An 18,218-nucleotide genomic window follows, 5' to 3' on the forward strand; every position below is an offset into this window, starting at 1 on the left:
GCACCCCAGCACGCTCCGCATCCAGAAGACCACGGAACGCGTCCGCTTCACGGTCCGCGAAAGGCCCCGGAAACGGCGCGGGGCCCCGGTCAGGTGCCGTGTACGCACCTCACCGGGGCCCCGCCCCACGCTTCACATCAAGCGGCTACGACGTTCACCGCTTCCGCCGGCGCCTTGATGGTCACCCGCTCCGTCGGCACGGTGACCGAGGCCACCGAGACCGAATTGAGCATCGGGCGGACCGGCGCGGGCACGGTGTCGGCCGCGGCCGACTGGGCCAGCTCCGCGAGCGAAAGCTCGTCGCTGACCTCGCGCATCAGCTCGGACATCCGTACGTCCAGCGCGTCACAGATCGCGGAGAGCAGTTCGGACGATGCTTCCTTCTGCCCCCGCTCCACCTCGGAGAGATAGCCGAGCGAAACTCGGGCGGACGAGGAGACTTCGCGCAGAGTACGGCCCTGGCGCTGGCGCTGCCGACGCAGCACGTCACCCAGCAGGCGACGGAGCAGAATCATCGGTGGCTCCCTCCTCTGACCGTGTAGCGGCATCCTTCTTGCCCCACCGTACCGCCTCGCGCCGCGGCCGTGCGGGGAGCGATGTCGTGTTCACTCAGGGCTGCAAACATCAAATCCCCCCGTTCTGTTCCGAACCCTGTGACCGCGCCGTTCCGCGCAGTTCGCCCAGCAGCAGTTCGAGCACCCTCCGTACACTCTCCCTACGGATTTCCGAACGGCCGCCGTTCAATCGCAACCGGGCGGATTTCCCGCCCCGCGGACCGGCCACGGCGACGAAGACCGTCCCCACCGGCTGTCCGTCCTGCGGGTCGGGACCGGCCACCCCCGTGGTCGCGATCCCCCAGTCCGCGTCCAGCACCCGCCGGACCCCGGCCGCCATCTCCTCCGCGACCTGCGCGTTCACCGCGCCGTGCGCGGCGAGGAGGGGGCCGTCCACACCGAGCACCCGCTGCTTGACCTCGGTGGCGTAGGCGGTGACGGAGCCACGAACGGAACGCGAGGCTCCGGGGATCGAGGTCAACTCGGCCGCCACGAGGCCGCCGGTCAGGGATTCCGCCACCGCGACGGTCTCGTCACGCTCAGCGAGCATCCTCAGGACGTCGGCCGCGGACCCGTCCGCACCGACCGCCCCGGAAGTCCCGACCGCCTCTGTCATGACCGTACCCGCCACTCAGTCCTGTCGCTCAGCCCTGCCCGCCGCTCGCGGCGCGTTCCGCCGCGAGTCCCTTGCGCCGGAGGACGACCGCCTGGCGCACGTAGTCCAGACCGGTGACCACCGTCAGGACCACCGCGACGGCCATCACCCAGAAGCGGAGCGTCGCGAGCGGCCCGGTCAGGGCCAGAACGTACATGCCGACCGCGGTGCCCTGGGCCAGGGTCTTCATCTTTCCACCACGACTGGCCGGAATGACTCCGTATCTGATCACCCAGAAGCGCAACAGGGTGATACCCAGCTCGCGTCCGAGGATCACCGCCGTCACCCACCAGGGCAGATCGCCCAGCGAGGACAGGCAGACGAGGGCCGCGCCCATGATCGCCTTGTCGGCGATCGGGTCGGCGATCTTCCCGAAGTCCGTGACCAGGTCGTACGTCCGGGCCAGGTGCCCGTCGAACAGGTCCGTGATCATGGCGACGGCGAAGGCGGCCCAGGCCAGCGAGCGCCAGGCCGGGTCGTACCCGCCGTCGGCCAGGAGCAGCAGGACGAATCCCGGCACCAGTGCGAGCCGGATCATCGTGAGGATGTTCGCGATGTTCCACAGGCTGGCCTGATTGACGGCCGCCGCACCCAGCTTTCCGCCGGGGGCGGGCCGACGGCCCGTCCCTCCCGCCGCTGACGCCGGGACTCCGGTCATCCGGCCGCCTCCTCGAGGTCCAGGGGCTCGGCGACCAGGTCCACGCCCAGGCTGCCGACCACCTTTGCCATGACCATACGGCCGGGGACCAGTCCCTCGCTCGTGGTGAAGACCACCTGGCCGTCGGTCTCGGGGGCCTGGTGGGCGGCGCGGCCGGTGGCCCCGTCCTCGTCCCCGGCCTCCTCGCCCACGGCCTCGACGAGCACCTCCAGGGTCTCGCCGACGCGCTCCTCGGCCCGCTGGGAGGTCAGCTCCTCGGCGAGGCGCTGCATGTGGGCCAGGCGCTCGGCGATCACGTCCTCGCCGAGCTTGTTCTCGTACGTGACGGCCTCGGTGCCCTCCTCGTCGGAGTAGCCGAAGATGCCGATGGCGTCGAGCCGCGCGTGCGTGAGGAAGCGCTCCAGCTCGGCGAAGTCGGCCTCGGTCTCACCGGGGAAGCCCACGATGAAGTTGGACCGGACGCCGGCCTGCGGGGCCTTGGAGCGGATGGTGTCCAGCAGTTCCAGGAAGCGGTCCGTGTCGCCGAAGCGGCGCATGGCGCGCAGCACGTCCGGCGCGGAGTGCTGGAAGGAGAGGTCGAAGTAGGGGGCGACCTTCGGGGTGGAGGTCAGCACGTCGATCAGACCGGGGCGCATCTCCGCGGGCTGGAGGTAGCTCACGCGGATCCGCTCGATCCCGTCGACCGCCGCCAGCTCGGGCAGCAGCGTTTCCAGGAGGCGGATGTCGCCGAGGTCCTTGCCGTAGGAGGTGTTGTTCTCGGAGACCAGCATGACCTCCTTCACCCCCTGCTCGGCCAGCCAGCGGGTCTCGCCGAGCACGTCGCTCGGACGGCGGGAGATGAAGGAGCCGCGGAAGGACGGGATGGCGCAGAAGGAACATCGGCGGTCGCAGCCGGAGGCCAGCTTCACCGAGGCCACCGGGCTGGTGTCCAGACGGCGGCGCAGCGGCGCGCGCGGGCCGGAGGCCGGGGCCAGGCCCTCGGGGAGGTCGGCGGGGGCCGCCTCGGGCTCCTGGGCGTGGCCGGGCAGGGCGGGGGCGGCGGCGTTCTGGCGCTCGGCCGGGCTGATCGGGAGGAGCTTGCGGCGGTCGCGCGGGGTGTGCGCTTCGACGCTGCCGCCGTTGAGGATCAGCTGGAGGCGGCCGGAGATGTCGGCGTAGTCGTCGAAGCCGAGCACGCCGTCGGCTTCGGGAAGGGCTTCGGCGAGCTCCTTGCCGTAGCGCTCGGCCATGCAGCCGACGGCGACGACGGCCTGGGTGCGGCCGTGATCCTTGAGATCGTTGGCCTCCAGCAGGGCGTCTACGGAGTCCTTCTTGGCGGCTTCGACGAAGCCACAGGTGTTGACGACGGCTACGTCCGCGTCGGCGGCGTCCTGGACGAGCTCCCAGCCATCCGCCGCCAAGCGGCCTGCGAGCTCCTCCGAGTCCACCTCGTTACGGGCGCAGCCAAGAGTGACAAGGGCGACGGTACGGCGTTCGGGCATGGGCTCAAGAGTACTTCGTCCGACCACCGCCCCCCGCCGGGTGTCCCACCGGCACGGATCCCCGGTACGCGGCGCGGCGTACCGGGGATCCGTGGGGGTGGGTCCTGCTCGGGTGGGTGGCCGCTCAGCCCTCGGGTACGGGGGCCTCGCGCGGGTCGTCCTTGGTGTAGGTGAGGCGTTCCACCTGACCCGGTTGGAACTCGTCCTTGATCTCCTTGCCGTTCACGAAGAGCGTGACGGCTCCGGCGTCGCCGAGGACCAGGTCCACGGATTCCTTGTCGGTGAAGGTCTTGGAGTCGCCCCGTTCGAGCATGCCGTCGAACAGGAGTCGGCCGTTGTGGTCCTTCGCCGAGATCCAGCTCTGGCCGTCCACGGCCGAGAGGACCACGGTGACCATGTCCTTCGGGGCGGCCGCGATGGCGCTGTCCGAGGGCTCGGGGGTGAGTCGCGCCGGGGTCGGCTGGGCCGGTTTGACGGCGGCGGTCTGCTTGGGGGCGGGCTGCGGGGCCACGGAACCGTCCGCGACCGGTCGCTTCTCGGCGTCGTCGGAGCCGCCGAACATGGTGAACCCGACGAAGCCGATCACGGCGACGATCGCCGCGACCATGGCGGCGGTCCAGTTGGGCCGCTGCCGTTCGGGCCGGATCCGCTCCGCTTCGAACAGCGGGGCGGCCGGGGTGGGGGCGGGTCGGCCTCCGTGGTCCGCGTCGTAGCGCTCGACCAGGGGTTCCGGATCGAGGCCCACGGCACGGGCGAGGGTACGGATGTGGCCACGGGCGTAGACGTCTCCACCGCAGCGGGTGAAATCGTCCTCCTCGATCGCGTGGACGATCGGGATGCGTACGCGGGTGGATCCGCTGACCTCGTCGACGGTGAGTCCGGCCCGGATCCTGGCCTGCTTGAGCGCACGCCCGATGGAGGGCCGGTCATCGGTAGAAGGCCGGTCGTCTTCTGGGGAGTTGGAGTTGCCGATGGACACGAGGGCGCCTTTCGAGCGTGTAGCCACCTGCTGGAGGTCCAGTCTAGGGGGGTGACGAAAGGGTGGAGCAACCGGGAGAGTGGACTCCTTACGCCATCGGTATGGCTTCGTGTCCGGCGGGGGCCGGACGGGCCCGATGGCGGGGCGATCCGCTGATCGGGCCCCGGGACGGCCCGTGGCACGGGTCCGTCCCCTCTCTCAACTGCGCGCGGCCCCCGGGGAAACGGCCGTCCCCCGTTCCCTTACGGGTGAGGCTCCTCCGCGCCCCGGCCCGGACACGGCCTAGGCCTCGGTCTCTCCGCGGATGACGGCGAGCACGCCGTCCAGTTCGTCGGGCTTGACCAGGACGTCGCGGGCCTTGGACCCCTCGCTGGGGCCGACCACTCCGCGCGACTCCATGAGGTCCATCAGGCGTCCGGCCTTGGCGAAGCCGACCCGGAGCTTGCGCTGGAGCATGGAGGTGGAGCCGAACTGGGTGGAGACGACCAGCTCGGCGGCCTGGCACAGCAGGTCCAGGTCGTCGCCGATCTCCTCGTCGATCTCCTTCTTCTGCTTCTGCCCGACCGTCACGTCGTCCCGGAACACCGGGGTCATCTGGTCCTTGCAGTGCCCGACCACCGCGGCGATCTCGTCCTCGGTGACGAAGGCCCCCTGGAGCCGGACCGGTTTGTTCGCGCCCATCGGGAGGAACAGTCCGTCACCCTTGCCGATGAGCTTCTCGGCGCCCGGCTGGTCGAGGATGACGCGGCTGTCGGCGAGCGAGGAGGTGGCGAAGGCCAGTCGGGAGGGCACGTTCGCCTTGATCAGGCCGGTGACCACGTCCACGGAGGGCCGCTGGGTGGCGAGCACCAGGTGGATGCCCGCGGCGCGGGCCAACTGGGTGATGCGGACGATGGCGTCCTCGACGTCCCGGGGGGCGACCATCATCAGGTCGGCGAGCTCGTCGACGATGACCAGCAGGTACGGGTAGGGCTGGAGCTCGCGTTCGCTGCCCGGCGGCAGCTTGACCTTGCCCTCGCGGATGGCGCGGTTGAAGTCGTCGATGTGCCGGAAGCCGAAGGCGGCCAGGTCGTCGTAGCGCAGGTCCATCTCGCGGACGACCCACTGGAGGGCTTCGGCGGCCCGCTTGGGGTTGGTGATGATCGGCGTGATCAGGTGCGGGATGCCCTCGTAGGCGGTCAGCTCGACCCGCTTGGGGTCCACGAGCACCATGCGGACGTCCTCCGGGGTGGCCCGCACCATGATCGAGGTGATGAGGCAGTTGATGCAGGAGGACTTTCCGGAGCCGGTGGCGCCGGCGACGAGCACGTGGGGCATCTTCGCGAGGTTGGCCATCACGTAGCCGCCCTCGACGTCCTTGCCGAGCGCGACGAGCATCGGGTGGTCGTCCTCGGCGGCGTCCGCGAGGCGCAGCACGTCGCCGAGGTTGACCATCTCGCGGTCGGTGTTCGGGATCTCGATGCCGACGGCGGACTTGCCGGGGATCGGGCTGATGATCCGCACGTCGGGGCTGGCCACGGCGTACGCGATGTTCTTGGTCAGGGCGGTGATCCGCTCCACCTTCACGGCGGGGCCGAGCTCGACCTCGTAGCGGGTGACCGTCGGGCCCCGGGTGAAGCCGGTGACGGCGGCGTCCACCTTGAACTCCATGAACACGTTGGTCAGGGAGGCGACCACGGCGTCGTTGGCGGCGCTGCGGGTCTTGCCCGGCCCGCCGCGCTCCAGCAGGTCCAGGGAGGGCAGCGAGTAGGTGATGTCCCCGCTGAGCCGGAGCTGCTCGGCGCGGGCGGGAAGTCCCTCGCCGGGCTCCGGCGGGGCCTTGGTCAGGTCCGGTACGGGGCCGGACCGCAGTCGGGATCCGGGGGTCGGGCGCGGTGGGGCGGCGGGGCGGGCCGGGGCCTCGGGCTCCTCGGCCGGTTCGGGTGTCGCCGCGGGCGGCCGGGCGGCCGGGACGGGCGTGGTGATCTCCACGGGTCCGGCGGGGCTCACCCCCTGGGTGAGGTCGGCGACGACCGGGGACGGCGGCAGGCCGTTGAGCACCGCACCGTCGAGGGCGGCCGCGGCGGCCGCGGCCACGTCCACGGCGTCCATGGGGCGTTCCAGGGAGGAGCCGGCCCGGCGGGGCCGGCGCCGCTTGGTCAGCGCGGCCTCCTCGGCGAGGTCCGCGGCGCTCGCGGGCCCGTCGCGGCGGCTGCGGGCCTGCCACTGCTCGGGGTCGTGCCCGACGGCCGCGCCGTCGGTCCCGTACGCGTCCTCCTCGTCCACGGCCACGATGCCCAGCCGGATCCCGAGCTGCCGGAGCCGTTGGGGGATGGCGTTGACGGGAGTGGCGGTGACCACGAGCAGCCCGAAGACGGTGAGGAGCACCAGCATGGGCACGGCCAGCGGGGCGCCCATCGTGAAGATCAGTGGTTGGGAGGCCGCCCAGCCGACCAGGCCGCCGGCGTCCCGCATGGCCTCGGTGCCCGCGTCGCGGCCGGGGGCCCCGCAGGCGATGTGCACCTGCCCGAGCACCCCGACGACCAGGGCGGTGAGCCCGATGCCGATGCGGCCGTTGGCGTCCTTCTGTTCCGGGTGCCGGATGAAGCGGACCGCCATGAAGCCGAGGAGCAGGGGCACCAGCAGGTCGAGCCGCCCGAAGGCGCCGGTGACGAGCATGGTGACGAGTTCGCCGACGGGCCCCTGGAGGTTCGACCAGGTGCCGGCGGCGACGATCAGCGACAGGGCGAGGAGGAGGAGCGCCAGCCCGTCCTTGCGGTGGGCGGGGTCGAGGTTCTTCGCGCCCTGTCCGAGCCCGCGGAAGACGGCTCCGACGGCGTGGGCGGCGCCCAGCCAGACGGCACGGACCAGGCGCACCACTCCCGAGGAGGGTGACGGGGCCTTCTTGGGCGGCGCCTTCTTCGCGGGGGCGCGCCGGACCGGGGCGGCCGCCTTCTTGGCGGGGGGCTTGCGCGCGGGAGCCTTCTTCGCCGCCGGCGTCGTACGGCCGGTGCGGGCCTTCGCGGTGCCCTCGCTGCTCTGGGAACCCTTGCCGGACGTACGTGAGGACATGGGGGCGAGGGTACCGGTGCGGGACCCGGGGGACACGTGTGCCCACCGCTTCACCCGTTCGTGTCGGCCTGCGCGTCGGCAGTTTGACGTACCGACATCCCTGACCCGGCCTCAGTGTCCGCCCCGGGCGGGGCGGTCCGGGCCGTGCCGGGGTCAGGTCTGCGCGGGCAGCGCGGCGGGCTTGCCGCCGGTACCGGGCTCCAGGGCGTCCAGGGCCCTGCGGAGACCGGTGAGTTTGCGCTCCAGGTGGGCGGCGGTGGCCACGGCCGCGGCGTCGGCGGAGTCCTCGTCGAGCTGCTTGGTCAGCGCCTCGGCCTGCTCCTCGACGGCGGCCAGTCGCGCCGACAGCTCCGCCAGCAGCCCCGCGGCCTCCTTCGCCCCGCCGTTGGCGGACTGGCCGCCCTCCAGCTGGAGCCGCAGCAGCGCCGCCTGCTCGCGCAGCTGGCAGTTCTTCATGTACAGGTCCACGAACACCGAGACCTTGGCCCGCAGCACCCACGGGTCGAAGGGCTTGGAGATGTAGTCCACCGCGCCGGCCGCGTACCCGCGGAAGGTGTGGTGGGGTCCGTGGTTGATCGCGGTCAGGAAGATGATCGGGATGTCCCTGGTCCGCTCACGGCGCTTGATGTGCGCCGCGGTCTCGAAACCGTCCATGCCCGGCATCTGCACGTCGAGCAGGATCACCGCGAAATCGTCCGTCAGCAGCGCCTTGAGCGCTTCCTCCCCGGAAGCCGCCCGGACCAGGGTCTGATCGAGCGCGGAGAGGATGGCCTCCAGCGCCAGCAGATTCTCCGGCCGGTCGTCGACCAGGAGGATCTTGGCCTTCTGCACCATGCCCTGTCCTCCTTGCCCCGGTTCGGGGCCTCCCCGACTGGCAGAAACCGCCCGTCCTCGTGCCGGTCATGGTAGCCCCACTCCCGAGATCGCCACACCCTGTCACCAAGATGTCACTGTGCACAGACCGGAAACGCACCGCCGCCGCGGAAGGTTCCCCGCCGCGGCCCCCGTTTTCCGGGGGCCGCGGCGGGGCGGGTCAGCGCGTCACCGGGCCCGCATCCACTGTTCCATCACGCCGAGCAGGAAGTCCGGGTCCACCGGCTTGGTGACGTAGTCGGAGGCCCCCGACTCCCGGGCCTTCTCCTCGTCCCCCTTCATCGCCTTCGCGGTGAGCGCGATGATCGGCAGCCCCGAGAACTGCGGCATCCGCCGGATCGCGGAGGTCGTGGCGTAGCCGTCCATCTCCGGCATCATGATGTCCATCAGCACGACGGTCACGTTGTCGTTCTGCTCCAGGACCTCGATGCCCTCCCGCCCGTTCTCGGCGTAGAGCACGTTCAGCCCGTGCTGCTCCAGCACGCTCGTCAGCGCGAAGACGTTGCGGACGTCGTCGTCGACGATGAGCACCTTCTCCCCGCGGAAGTCGTAGGTCCGCGGCTGCGTGGGCTCCGTCAGGGCCTGCTCCCCCTGGTCCTGCTCCGGCGCGGAACCGACCGGCTGCTCCGGCAGCGCGGTCCGCGGCCCCGACTCGGCCTGCTGCTGCTTGCGGCGGCGCCGGAACAGCGAGGGCTCCGGGGCCTGCGGGGCCGCCACGGGCTCCTCCTCCCATCCGCCCGCCGGCGGCAGCTCGGCCGCCGACCCGGCTCCCCGGGGCAGCTGCGGGGCCGTCCCGGCCGCGGGCAGCTGCCGGGGCGACTCGGCCCGACCGCCCGGCTGCGGCTGCGCGTACCCCTGGGGCGGCAGCTCGCTGGGGTGCAGCGGCAGGTACAGGGTGAAGGTGGAGCCCCGCCCGGGCTCGCTCGCGGCGTGGATCTCACCGCCGAGGAGCCGGGCGATCTCCCGGCTGATGGACAACCCCAGACCGGTGCCGCCGTACTTGCGGCTCGTGGTGCCGTCCGCCTGCTTGAACGCCTCGAAGATCACGAGCATCTTCCCGGCGGCGATGCCGATGCCGGTGTCGGTGACCGAGAAGGCGATCAGCTCGGCGTCCGGGGCCCGCAGCGACCCCGCCTCCAGCAGTTGCTGCCGGATCGCCACCGGCACGTCCGCCGCGGCCGGTCGGATCACCAGCTCCACGGCCCCCGTGTCGGTGAACTTGACCGCGTTGGAGAGCAGGTTCCGCAGCACCTGGAGGAGCCGCTGCTCGTCGGTGTGCAGGGTGGCGGGCAGCTCGGGCGAGACCCGCACCGAGAAGTCCAGCCCCTTCTCCGCCGTCAGCGGGCGGAAGGTGGCCTCCACGTAGTCCACGAGCTGCACCAGCGCGATCCGCGTCGGGGAGACGTCCATCTTCCCCGCCTCGACCTTCGACAGGTCCAGGATGTCGTTGATCAGCTGGAGCAGGTCCGAGCCGGCCCCGTGGATGGTCTCGGCGAACTCCACCTGCTTCGGCGAGAGGTTGCTGTCGGCGTTGTCGGCGAGCAGCTTGGCGAGGATCAGCAGCGAGTTGAGCGGGGTCCGCAGCTCGTGCGACATGTTCGCCAGGAACTCCGACTTGTACCGCATGGAGACCGCGAGCTGCTCGGCCCGCTCCTCCAGCACCTGCCGGGCCTCCTCGATCTCGGTGTTCTTCACCTCGATGTCGCGGTTCTGCCGGGCCAGCAGTTCGGCCTTGTCCTCCAGCTCGGCGTTGGCCGCCTGGAGCGCCTTCTGCCGGTTCTCCAGCTCGTCGGACCGCTCCCGCAGCTGCTCCGTCATCTCCTGGGACTGCTTGAGCAGCACCTCGGTCCGGGAGTTGACGCTGATGGTGTTGACGCTGGTGCCGATCATCTCGGCGATCTGGTTCAGGAAGTCCTTCTGGATCTGCGTGAACGGCTGGAAGGAGGCCAGCTCGATCACCCCGAGGAGCTTGCCCTCGAACAGCACCGGCAGCACGATCACGTGCGCGGGCGGGGCCTCCCCCAGCCCGGAGGAGATCTTCAGGTACCCCGGCGGAGTGTTCTCCACCAGGATCGTGCGCTTCTCCTCCGCCACCGTCCCGATCAGCCCCTCGCCCGGCCGGAAGACCGTCGGCATGGCGCTGCCCGCGTAGGCGTAGCTCCCGCGCATCCGCAGCTCGTACGAGCCCCCCGGACCGCCAGGCTCGGTGCCGATGTCCCCGGCCCCGCCCGGCGGCTGCGCCAGGTAGAAGGCCCCGTGCTGGGCGGACACCACCGGCGTCAGCTCGCTCATGATCAGCCCGGCCACGTCGTCGAGGTCGCGGCGGCCCTGCATCAGGCCCGAGATCCGGGCGAGGTTGCCCTTGAGCCAGTCCTGCTCCTTGTTGGCGAGGGTCGTGTCGCGCAGGTTCACGATCATCGTGTTGATGTTGTCCTGGAGGACCTGGATCTCGCCCGCGGCGTCCACGTCCACCTTCAGGCTCAGGTCACCGCGGGTCACCGCGGTGGCCACCGCGGCGATCGCGCGGACCTGCCGGGTCAGGTTCCCGGCCATCTCGTTCACGGACTCGGTCAGGTCCCGCCAGGTGCCGTCCACGTCCCGCACCCGGGCCTGACCGCCGAGGATCCCCTCGGTGCCCACCTCCCGGGCCACCCGGGTCACCTGCTCCGCGAAGCTCGACAGCTGGTCCACCATCGTGTTGATGGTCGTCTTCAGCTCCAGGATCTCGCCCCGGGCGTCGATGTCGATCTTCTTGGTCATGTCGCCCTTGGCGATGGCGGTGGTGACCATGGCGATCTGCCGCACCTGACCGGTCAGGTTGGAGGCCATGCCGTTCACGGACTCCGTGAGGTCCTTCCAGGTCCCGGAGACCCCGGGCACGTGCGCCTGCCCGCCCAGCCGGCCCTCGGTGCCCACCTCGCGGGCCACCCGCGTCACCTCGTCCGCGAACGAGGACAGCGTGGTCACCATGGTGTTCACGGTCTCCGCGAGCTGCGCGACCTCCCCGCGCGCCTCCACCGTGACCTTCTTGGTCAGATCACCGTTGGCGACCGCGGCCGAGACCTGCGAGATGTTCCGCACCTGCACCGTCAGGTTGTTCGCCATCAGGTTGACGTTGTCGCTGAGGTCCTTCCAGATGCCGGTGACCCCGCGCACCCGGGCCTGACCGCCGAGGATGCCCTCGGTGCCCACCTCGCGGGCCACCCGCGTCACCTGCTCGGCGAAGCTCGACAGCTGGTCCACCATCGTGTTCACGGTGGTGACCAGTTCGAGGATCTCGCCCTTGGCGTCCACCGTGATCTTCTTCGACAGGTCGCCCATGGCCACCGCCGTGGTGACCTCCGCGATGTTGCGCACCTGCGAGGTCAGGTTGTTCGCCATGAAGTTGACGGACTGGGTGAGGTCCTTCCAGGTACCGGAGACCCCCTTCACCTCGGCCTGACCGCCCAGGATGCCCTCGGTACCCACCTCACGGGCCACCCGCGTCACCTGCTCCGCGAACGAGGACAGCTGGTCCACCATCGTGTTGAGGGTGTTCTTCAGCTCCAGGATCTCGCCCCGCGCGTCCACGTCGATCTTCTGCGACAGGTCACCGCGCGCCACCGCCGTCGCCACCTGCGCGATGTTGCGGACCTGCGAGGTCAGGTTCCCGGCCATGCCGTTCACCGAGTCCGTCAGGTCCCGCCACACCCCGGCCACGCCCGGCACCTGCGCCTGACCGCCCAGCCGACCGTCGGTGCCCACCTCACGGGCCACCCGGGTCACCTGGTCCGCGAAGGCCGAGAGCTGGTCCACCATCGTGTTGATGGTGTTCTTCAGCTCCAGGATCTCCCCGCGCGCGTCCACGTCGATCTTCTGCGACAGGTCGCCCCGCGCCACCGCCGTGGTCACCTGCGCGATCTGCCGCACCTGCGAGGTCAGGTTCCCCGCCATGAAATTGACGGAGTCCGTCAGTTCCTTCCAGGTGCCCGAGACGCCCTCCACCCGGGCCTGACCGCCCAGCCGGCCCTCGGTGCCCACGTCCCGCGCCATCCGCGTGACCTGGTCCGCGAAGCTCGACAGCTGGTCCACCATCGTGTTCACGGTGATCTTCAGCTGGAGCATCTCACCGGACACGTCCACGGTGACCTTCTGCGACAGGTCGCCGTTGGCCACCGCCGTCGTCACCTGCGCGATGTTCCGTACCTGACCCGTCAGGTTCCGGAAGGCCGTGTTCACCGAGTCGGTGAGGTCCTTCCAGGTCCCCGCCGCGCCCGGCACCTGCGCCTGACCACCCAGCTCGCCCTCGACACCGATCTCCCGGGCCACCCGCGTGACCTCGGCACCGAAGGACTGGAGCTGGTCCACCATCGTGTTGACGGTGTTCTTCAGCTCCAGCATCTCGCCGGCCACGTCCACGGTGACCTTCTGCGACAGGTCGCCGTTGGCCACCGCCGTCGTCACCTGCGCGATGTCCCGTACCTGCGTGGTCAGGTTCCGGAACACCGTGTTCACCGAGTCGGTGAGGTCCTTCCACGTGCCCGCCGCGCCCGGCACCTGCGCCTGACCACCCAGCAGGCCCTTGGCCCCGACCTCGCTCGCCACCCGGGTGACCTCGTCGGCGAAGGTCCGCAGGGTCTCGGTCATCTGGTTGATCGTCTCGGCCAGCTGCGCGACCTCGCCGCGCGCGCTGACCCGCACCTTCTGCGACAGGTCACCGTTGGCCACGGCCGTCGTGACCTGCGCGATCCCCCGCACCTGGGCCGTCAGGTTGCCGGCCATGGTGTTCACGGAGTCGGTGAGGTCCTTCCACACCCCCGCCACTCCGGGCACCTGCGCCTGACCGCCGAGCTCGCCCTCGGTGCCCACCTCGCGGGCCACCCGGGTCACCTCGGAGGAGAACGAGGACAGCTGGTCCACCATGGTGTTCACGGTGTTCTTCAGCTGGAGCATCTCGCCCGCCACGTGCACCGTGACCTTGCGGGACAGGTCCCCCTTGGCCACCGCCGTCGTCACCAGCGCGATGTCGCGCACCTGCGCCGTCAGCCGGTACGCCATGGTGTTCACGGAGTCGGTCAGGTCCTTCCAGGACCCGGACATCCCCCGGACCTGCGCCTGACCGCCGAGCTTGCCCTCGGTGCCGACCTCCAGCGCCACCCGCGTCACCTCGTCGGTGAACGCGGACAGCTGGTCCACGAGGTTGTTGACGGTGCGCCCGACCCTCAGGAACTCCCCGCGCAGCGGGTGCCCCACCCCGTCCGCGGTCTGCGTCCGCAGGTCCATCCGCTGGTCCAGATCGCCCTCGGCCACCGCCGACAGCACCCGACCCACCTCGGACACCGGCCGCGTCAGGTCCTCCACCAACGCGTTCGACGCGTCGATGGCGGCCGCCCAGGAGCCCTCGCAGGCCGCCGTCTCCAGCCGCTCGCTGAGCTTGCCCTCCCGCCCGACCATCCGCCGCACCCGGGACAGCTCACCCGTCAGGTGCAGGTTGCGGTCGGCGACCTCGTTGTAGACGGCGGCGATCTCCGCCATCACCCCGTCGCCGGACACCGTCAGCCGCTTGCGGAAGTTCCCGTCCCGCATGGAGACCAGCGCCGTCAGCAGCCGGTCCAGGGCGGCCGTGTCCACCTCCGTGGTCCCGTTCCGCCGGGGCCGTCCGCCCTTCGCGCGCGCACCTGCCCGCCGCGCCGCCACGCCAGCCTCCACCGTGTCCCTCCCGAAAGGGTCGACCGCTCTGCCCGGGCTCATCCGCCAAGCCTTCCCAGTGTTTCACCATGACCGAACCCGGCCATAACACTTCGGCACCTTCCTACAACGACCCGCTCCCCTGAGTGGAATCCCCGGCGACCGGGCCCGCGCCGACCGTGAAGGTAAGTAACCTGGCCTCCGAGTGTCCACCCGCCCCGTCCGCCCGGCAGGGGCGGCCGCGAGCCACCCCCGGGCACCGGAAGGGCGGTCCCATGGCGGAGCCGGGCGACGGAACACGACCGAGGAGTCCTGTGATCACGGCCCGGGCGGCTGCCAGTTTCGAACCAGTACCGCGCTCGGTCGCCCATGCCCGCGCCTTCGTGCGCGACACGCTCCACGGCTGGGGATTCTCCGATGTCGTCGACGACGCCGTGGTCCTGACCAGCGAACTCGTCACCAACGCGGTGATCCACGCGGGCACCGCCGCCGAGGTCCTGTGCCTGCGCTCCGCGGACCGCGTCCGCGTCGAGGTCGCCGACCGCTACCCCGAACGTGAGATCCCTCTCCAACGGCCCGAGCCGTCCTATCCGCCCGCGGAGCAGGAGAGCGGCCGCGGGCTGATGCTCTGCGCGGCCCTCGCCACCCGCTGGGGCGTGGACTACGCCGCGGCCCGCAAGCACGTCTGGTTCCAGCTGGACCTACCGGCCCGCCCGGTGGGCACCCGCTTCGCCGGGCCGGCCGTCCCCGAGCAGCAGCTCCCCGCGGCCGACACCCGGGTCCGCGTCGCGGTCCTCCAGGCCGACGCCGACGGCACCCTCGCCTCCTGGAACGACGACGCCGAGCACATGTTCGGCTATCCGCCGGGCAAGGTGATCGGGAGGCCCCTCGCGGACATCGCGGCCTGGCCCCAGACCCCGGGCACCGGGACCGGCCTGGCCGAGGCCCTGCTGCTGTCCCGCTGGGAGGGCAGTTACGGCATCCGCTGCGCCGACGGCCGCGTCGTCCCCGTGTACGGCTCCCACCTACGGGTCCGCGATGCCCTCGGGGCCGCCTCCACCGTCTGTCTGCTCGTCCACGAGAGCGAGCGGGCCGTGCTCCAGTCCCCGGTGCGGGCGACGGGCGCCGAGGTCGGGCCCGGCGCGGAGGCCCGGGCCGTGGACCCCTTCGAGGTGTTCATCGGTTCCCCGCCCCCGGAGGACCTGGACGGCCTCCTCCAGCGGACCGTGGAACGGGCCCGCGACATGTTGGACGCGGACGCCGCCTTCCTGCTGCTGGCCACGGACGACGAGACCGAGTTGGAGGTCCGCGCCACGACCGGCCTGCCCTTCACCCGGCAGCGTTTCGCCCGGGTCCCGGTGGAAGCCGCGACCGGCCGCTACGGCTCGGCCCGGATGCCCGCCGTCCACGAGGACCTGACGGCCGTTCCCGGCGCGGTGCCGCTCCTGGACGGTACGGGCATGCGCTCGGCGGTGACGGTCCCCCTGAAGGTGGAGGGCCGCCTGACGGGCTCCCTGGGCATCGCCGCGGAGTTGCCGGACCGCTATTCCAACGAGGAGGCCCTGCGCCTGCAGTTCGCCGCCGACCGGATCGCGCTGGCCGTGGAATCGGCCCGCCTCGGCGAGTTGGAACGGCTCCGCCGCGGCTCCCTGTCCTTCCTGGTGGAGGCTTCCGACCTGCTGGCCGGCACGCTGGACCGGGACCAGACCCTGGCGCTGATGGCCCAGATGACCGTTCCGACGCTCGCCACCTGGTGCGCGGTGTACACGATCGCCGATCCGACCTCCGAACCGCACCTGGCGTACGTCCTCCACGAGGACGAGGACCGCATCGACGGCCTGAAGGCCCTCCTGAACCGGATCAGCCCGCCGGAGCCGCTCCACACGATGGGCGCCCGCCCGTGGCCCGCTCCGGCGCTGGAGGCCCGGAGGACGACCCCGCCGGGTCAGATGCCCGCGGGCGCCTCCCTGACCGCTTCGGCGGCCACGGCCGCCGCGGTGGCCGGGGAGACCGTGGTGCTGCCCCTGATGGCCCGGAACCGGGTGATCGGCATGCTGACCCTCGGCAAGCCCGCCGAGGAGCACTTCCGCCAGGAGATCGTGGAGCTGGCCGAGGACCTGTCCCGCCGGGCCGCCCTGGCCCTGGACAACGCCCGGCTGTATTCGGAGCGCATGTCCATCAGCCGCTCGCTCCAGCGCAGCCTGCTGCCGCCGAGCGCGCCCGCGATCCCCGGCGTCGAGGTCGAGGTGATCTACCGCGCCGCCGGCGAGGGCAACGAGGTCGGTGGCGACTTCTACGACGTCTTCCCGATCGGTGACGGCTCGTACGGCTTCGCCATCGGCGACGTGTGCGGTACGGGCCCGGAGGCCGCGGCCGTCACCGGGCTGGCCCGGCACGCGCTGCGCCTGCTGGCCCGGGAGGGCTTCGGCGGCCCGGCGGTCCTGGAGCGCCTGAACGCCGCCATCCTCGACGAGGGCGAACGCAGCCGTTTCCTGACCCTCCTGTACGGCGAGCTCCGCCGCCGTGCCGATGGCGGGGCGGACCTGAAGGTGGTGTGCGCCGGCCATCCGCTGCCGCTCCGCCTGCGGCCGGACGGCCGGGTGGAACCCGCAGCGGACCCGCAGCCGCTGCTGGGCGTCCTGGACGAGCTGGAACTGCACGAGCAGACTCTCACCCTGGATCCGGGCGACGTCCTGTTGTGCGTGACGGACGGGATCACCGAGCGCCGCGAGGGCACCCGCATGCTGGGCGACGACGGCCTCGCGGAGGTCCTGGCGGGCTGTACGGGCCTGACGGCGGGTGCGGTGGCGGCCCGCGTGCTGCGTGCCGTGGAGCGTTTCGCGGCGGAGCCGGCCTCCGACGACATGGCCATCCTGGCCTTCCGTATTCCGGAGCCCCGCTCCGGGGACTGACAGCCCACCGGGAACGGGTCCTCGCCGCGAGGCGGGACCCGTTCCCGGCCGCCGTCACGTGGTCCTGAAACCGGTCCGGAAACGCAAAAAGGCCCCCACCGAATGGTGGGGGCCTTTTCTCTGAGCCCTTTAACGGAATCGAACCGTTGACCTTCTCCTTACCATGGAGACGCTCTACCGACTGAGCTAAAAGGGCGGGTTGTTCGGCGGCGTCCTACTCTCCCACAGGGTCCCCCCTGCAGTACCATCGGCGCTGAAAGGCTTAGCTTCCGGGTTCGAAATGTAACCGGGCGTTTCCCTAACGCTATGACCACCGAAACACTATGAAGATGTGAACTCAAGCCGGAACAGGCGAGTTCGTTACTTCAGAACTAACACAGTGGACGCGAGCAACTGAGGACAAGCCCTCGGCCTATTAGTACCAGTCAGCTCCACCCGTTACCGGGCTTCCACATCTGGCCTATCAACCCAGTCGTCTACTGGGAGCCTTACCCTCTCAAGGAGGTGGGAATACTCATCTCGAAGCAGGCTTCCCGCTTAGATGCTTTCAGCGGTTATCCCTCCCGAACGTAGCCAACCAGCCATGCCCTTGGCAGGACAACTGGCACACCAGAGGTTCGTCCGTCCCGGTCCTCTCGTACTAGGGACAGCCCTTCTCAATATTCCTACGCGCACAGCGGATAGGGACCGAACTGTCTCACGACGTTCTAAACCCAGCTCGCGTACCGCTTTAATGGGCGAACAGCCCAACCCTTGGGACCGACTCCAGCCCCAGGATGCGACGAGCCGACATCGAGGTGCCAAACCATCCCGTCGATATGGACTCTTGGGGAAGATCAGCCTGTTATCCCCGGGGTACCTTTTATCCGTTGAGCGACGGCGCTTCCACAAGCCACCGCCGGATCACTAGTCCCGACTTTCGTCCCTGCTCGACCCGTCGGTCTCACAGTCAAGCTCCCTTGTGCACTTACACTCAACACCTGATTGCCAACCAGGCTGAGGGAACCTTTGGGCGCCTCCGTTACCCTTTGGGAGGCAACCGCCCCAGTTAAACTACCCATCAGACACTGTCCCTGATCCGGATCACGGACCGAGGTTAGACATCCAGCACGACCAGAGTGGTATTTCAACGACGACTCCACAACCACTGGCGTGGCCGCTTCAAAGTCTCCCACCTATCCTACACAAGCCGAACCGAACACCAATATCAAACTGTAGTAAAGGTCCCGGGGTCTTTCCGTCCTGCTGCGCGAAACGAGCATCTTTACTCGTAGTGCAATTTCACCGGGCCTATGGTTGAGACAGTCGAGAAGTCGTTACGCCATTCGTGCAGGTCGGAACTTACCCGACAAGGAATTTCGCTACCTTAGGATGGTTATAGTTACCAC

At 70.4% G+C, this 18,218-nt stretch carries 9 protein-coding genes, 1 tRNA gene and 2 rRNA genes; 1 reads left to right on the forward strand and 11 read right to left on the reverse strand.

Annotation, left to right across the window (positions count from 1 at the left end; all coding sequences use genetic code 11):
• Positions 1-137: 137 nt before the first annotated feature.
• The 8 genes from ABTZ17_RS04590 to ABTZ17_RS04625 form a co-directional block, all read right to left on the reverse strand.
• Entirely contained in the window at positions 138-515 is a 378-nt protein-coding gene (locus tag ABTZ17_RS04590; RefSeq protein ID WP_352194008.1) for a helix-turn-helix domain-containing protein, read from the reverse strand.
• A gap of 109 nt (positions 516-624) precedes the next feature.
• Positions 625-1,104: a CinA family protein gene (locus ABTZ17_RS04595; protein WP_352194009.1), complete on the reverse strand. Its 480-nt coding sequence runs from the start codon at positions 1,102-1,104 to the stop codon at positions 625-627.
• 94 nt (positions 1,105-1,198) lie between these two features.
• Positions 1,199-1,867, reverse strand: a complete 669-nt coding sequence (gene pgsA / locus ABTZ17_RS04600) for a CDP-diacylglycerol--glycerol-3-phosphate 3-phosphatidyltransferase (RefSeq protein WP_352194010.1) — start codon at positions 1,865-1,867, stop codon at positions 1,199-1,201.
• A complete protein-coding gene (gene rimO, locus ABTZ17_RS04605; RefSeq protein ID WP_352194011.1) occupies positions 1,864-3,348 on the reverse strand; it encodes a 30S ribosomal protein S12 methylthiotransferase RimO in 1,485 nt (494 codons plus the stop codon). The genes pgsA and rimO overlap by 4 nt, the downstream gene beginning before the upstream one ends.
• Before the next feature lie 124 nt (positions 3,349-3,472).
• Positions 3,473-4,327 carry a helix-turn-helix domain-containing protein gene (locus ABTZ17_RS04610; RefSeq protein ID WP_352194012.1) on the reverse strand — a complete coding sequence of 285 codons (855 nt, stop codon included), beginning with the start codon at positions 4,325-4,327 and terminating at the stop codon, positions 3,473-3,475.
• Between the two features lie 282 nt (positions 4,328-4,609).
• The gene (locus ABTZ17_RS04615) at positions 4,610-7,378 is read right to left on the reverse strand and encodes a DNA translocase FtsK (RefSeq protein ID WP_352194013.1); all 2,769 of its coding nucleotides are present in this window, start codon (positions 7,376-7,378) and stop codon (positions 4,610-4,612) included.
• 153 nt (positions 7,379-7,531) lie between these two features.
• Positions 7,532-8,212, reverse strand: coding sequence for a response regulator (locus ABTZ17_RS04620; RefSeq protein ID WP_352194014.1), 681 nt, complete (start codon positions 8,210-8,212; stop codon positions 7,532-7,534).
• A 207-nt stretch (positions 8,213-8,419) separates the two neighbouring features.
• Positions 8,420-13,939 (reverse strand): HAMP domain-containing protein, encoded by a 5,520-nt coding sequence (locus ABTZ17_RS04625; RefSeq protein WP_352194015.1) that lies wholly within the window; start codon positions 13,937-13,939, stop codon positions 8,420-8,422.
• Positions 13,940-14,193: 254 nt separating this feature from the next.
• Here ABTZ17_RS04625 and ABTZ17_RS04630 point away from each other — a divergent pair, with 254 nt between their 5' ends.
• Positions 14,194-16,830, forward strand: a complete 2,637-nt coding sequence (locus ABTZ17_RS04630) for a SpoIIE family protein phosphatase (protein WP_352194016.1) — start codon at positions 14,194-14,196, stop codon at positions 16,828-16,830.
• A gap of 123 nt (positions 16,831-16,953) precedes the next feature.
• On the opposite strand, the gene ABTZ17_RS04635 is transcribed toward ABTZ17_RS04630, so the two are convergent.
• The 3 genes from ABTZ17_RS04635 to ABTZ17_RS04645 all read right to left on the reverse strand — a co-directional run.
• Positions 16,954-17,026: transfer RNA gene (locus ABTZ17_RS04635), tRNA-Thr, on the reverse strand.
• 5 nt (positions 17,027-17,031) lie between these two features.
• Positions 17,032-17,148, reverse strand: a 5S ribosomal RNA gene (rrf, locus tag ABTZ17_RS04640).
• Between the two features lie 77 nt (positions 17,149-17,225).
• Positions 17,226-18,218: ribosomal RNA gene (locus ABTZ17_RS04645) — 23S ribosomal RNA — on the reverse strand; the annotation flags it as partial.

The organism is Streptomyces sp. NPDC097619 (assembly GCF_040302735.1).
Classification (GTDB): Bacteria; Actinomycetota; Actinomycetes; order Streptomycetales; family Streptomycetaceae; genus Streptomyces.